Here is a 1,407-nt window from a genome sequence, read left to right as displayed (position 1 = left end):
GAAGCAAAATCTTTCTGGAATATCTCGAAAAAATCAAGCTCGGTAAGGCTTTGCAAGAATTGAATTGCGTCAAACAAAGCAACTCCCAGTTTCCAGTGTTCCGCATTCTGCTCTATCTCATTGTCGGCTGGACACTCGGATGCGAGCGCCTCTTTCATTTCCGCAAGCTGCGGTACGACGCGCTCATTCGGCGGTTTCTCGGCGGGCGTTGCCCGCATCATTCCCTGCTGTATAAGGAACTGGAGAGACTCGGAAAGACCCGCCCAACTTTAACGCTGGATTTGCGAAAGCTGAATCAGCAGATTATTGCACCTTGTCTACCTTCCGAACTTATCGTGGATCTGGACTCCACGGTAGAAACGGTATACGGCAGGCAAGAGGGAGCGGCCGTCGGTACGAATCCCCACAAACCCGGACGGAAAAGTTATCATCCGCTGATGGCGTTTGAGGGCCAGTCACGCCTGTGCCTGAATGCCGTACTCCGCGCCGGGAATACGCATGCCTCCACCGATGCTGCCGCCTTCCTTCGTCAGACCTTTGAGTTGCTTGGCGACCGTCCGGTAAAGTACGCCCGGTTTGACAAGGGATTTGGAGGCGAAGACTTTTACAGCCTCTGGGAATCCAAACGAATTGGGTATGTCGGAAAATTGAAATGGACCCAGCGGCTTCAGGCAGAAGTGCAGCAGTGTCGCTACTGGAAGCGGTTTGTCGATGAGGATTGGGTCATCGAGGGGATTACCCTGATCTACAAAGCCACCTCCTGGAAAAAACCGCGCCGCGTTGTGGTGATTCGAAAAGCGCAGGTGTTTGACGGCGATCAAGCTCGGCTTCTCCTCGATACGGACTGGCAGTACGAAGCGATCGTCACCAATCTCGAGTGGGAGCCGATTGACCTTTGGCGATTTTACAACCAGCGTTGCTGCATGGAGAACTATATCAAGGAAGCCAAGCGCGGCTTTTCCATCGATCGAATCGCTACCGGCGACTTTACCGCCAATGAAATCGACCTGATCATCAAGCTGCTCGCCTACAATCTCTATGAGAGATTCAAGCGAGACTGTTGCGAACCGGTCCATCAAGGGTATACGATTGCCCGGTTTCGTCTGGAGTTCTTCTACTGTGCAGCTACGATGATTCAGCATAGCCGACAAGTCGTTCTGAAACTGGCTAAAGATTTCGCGAACCGTTACGTCTGGCAACGTATCGCCGCCAAAGTCGCTGCCATAGAATGACGTTTACCACAAATTTACATGGAAACCGTTCAGCCCTGGCTTGTGGGGAGGGGGGGAGTTTACCCTCATTTCTGAATCAACGCGCCATCCGACTGGGAATTTCCCTGTTTATTACAGCAGTTACCGACTCGTTCTGCTACAAACTGACCGCCTTTATGGGCTTTCGAAATTCAGG

Annotated in this window: 1 protein-coding gene; it reads left to right on the top strand. The window is 52.2% G+C overall.

The genetic code is table 11. From position 1 onward, the window contains the following. The coding region (locus tag RW092_RS22030) for an IS1380 family transposase (protein WP_316011306.1) at nt 1-1,232 on the top strand (1,232 nt) is incomplete at its 5' end. Nucleotides 1,233-1,407: the final 175 nt, after the last annotated feature.

This window comes from Paenibacillus sp. 3LSP, assembly GCF_032465655.1.
Lineage (GTDB): Bacteria > Bacillota > Bacilli > Paenibacillales > Paenibacillaceae > Fontibacillus > Fontibacillus barengoltzii.
This window is presented reverse-complemented; position numbering and strand designations above follow the sequence as displayed.